Raw genomic sequence first — 1,575 nt, forward strand, 5'->3', positions numbered from 1 at the left:
TCCAGGCAGTCGGTGCACTCCTGGGTGCGCAAGTACGAGCAGTCGGGCCTGCCGGGATTGGCGGACCGGTCGCACCGGCCGGCCTCGTGTCCGCACCGGATCGCTGGGGAGGTCGAGGCTCTGGTGTGTGAGTTACGGCGCCGGCATCCCGGCTGGGGTCCGCGCAGGCTGGTGCATGAGCTGGAGCGCAGAGGCCTCACGCCGGTGCCCTCACGGGCGACGGTCTACCGGGTCCTGGTCCGCAACGGTCTGGTCGAGCCGGGCGTGCGCAAGCGGCGCCGTTCGGATTACCGCAGGTGGGAGCGGTCGACGGCGATGGAACTGTGGCAGATGGACATCGTCGGCGGCATCCTGCTGGCAGATGGCAGCGAGTGCAAGATGGTCACCGGGATCGACGACCACTCCCGGTTCATGGTGATCGCGAAGGTGGTGCAGCGGGCCACGGCCCGGGCGGTGTGTCTGGCCTTCGGCGAGGCACTGGTGCGCTTCGGAGTGCCTGGCGAGGTGCTGACGGACAACGGCAAGCAGTTCACCGCCCGCTTCAGTCCCGGCAAGCCGGGCGAGACGATGTTCGACCGGATCTGCCGGGAGAACGGCATCACCCACCGGCTCACGAAGCCGCAGTCCCCGACGACCACCGGGAAGATCGAACGCTTCCACCAGACCCTGCGGCGCGAACTCCTCGACGTCCACGATCCGTTCGCCGACGTGGCGACGGCGCAGGCGGTGGTGGATGCCTGGCTGGAGGACTACAACCGGATCCGGCCGCATCAGGCCCTGGACATGGCCGTCCCGGCCAGCCGGTTCGTTCCCAGGCCGCGGTCCGAGCAGGATGCACTGCCAGTGATCCTGCCCGCCCGCCTCGACCCGGTCCCCGCTCTAGCCGCCCCTGAGCCTGCGCCCGAGCCGGTGGCCGTGGCCTGGCCTATGGCCGACGGCGAGGTCGGTGCGATCGAGGTGGAGCGGGTGGTTCCCGCGTCGGGGAATCTGAGCCTGCGCGGGCAGCAGATCTGGTTCGGCCCGGCCCTGGCCGGGACCACGGTGACCTTGCGGATCGACGTGAACCGGCTGCACGTCCTCATCGGCGGCGGCCGACACAAGACGCTGCCCTCGAAGCTGTCCGGCCGGGACCTCAAAGCCCTGCTGACAGGCGGAGGGGCCCGTCCCGCCGGACCATGGGCGGACGACCCCGGACCGGCCCAGACCGCTGACGGCGTGGTGGAAGTGGATCGGACCGTCAATGCGGTCGGCTACGTCGGCCTGGGCGGCGACAAGGTCCTGATCGGCTGGCCGTTCGCCGGACAGCGGGTCACCCTCCGGCTCGACGGCAAAGTCCTGCAGGTCCTGGACGAGCAGCGGGTCCTGCAAGCCACCCTGCCCAGCCCCCTGCCGCCCTCAGCCTGCGGACGCCTGCAGGGTGGCCGTCCGGCCGGTCCACCACCGCTGCTGCCCCCGCCCGCCGAGCAGATCGCCGAGCGGACGGTCAGCAGTGTCGGCGGCTTCATGGTCGCCGGACAGCGCATCCAGCTCGGCCGCGGCTATGCCCACCAGGTCGTCACCGCCCACCTGGACGAG

Annotated in this window: 1 protein-coding gene; it reads left to right on the plus strand. The window is 71.0% G+C overall.

Going from position 1 to position 1,575, the window contains the following annotated elements; translation table 11 throughout:
* Positions 1-1,575, plus strand: a 1,575-nt coding sequence (locus tag ACZ418_RS42855) for an IS481 family transposase (RefSeq protein ID WP_468374303.1), incomplete at both ends; no start/stop codon positions are given.

The sequence above is a fragment of the Streptomyces sp. NPDC030820 genome (assembly GCF_055572075.1).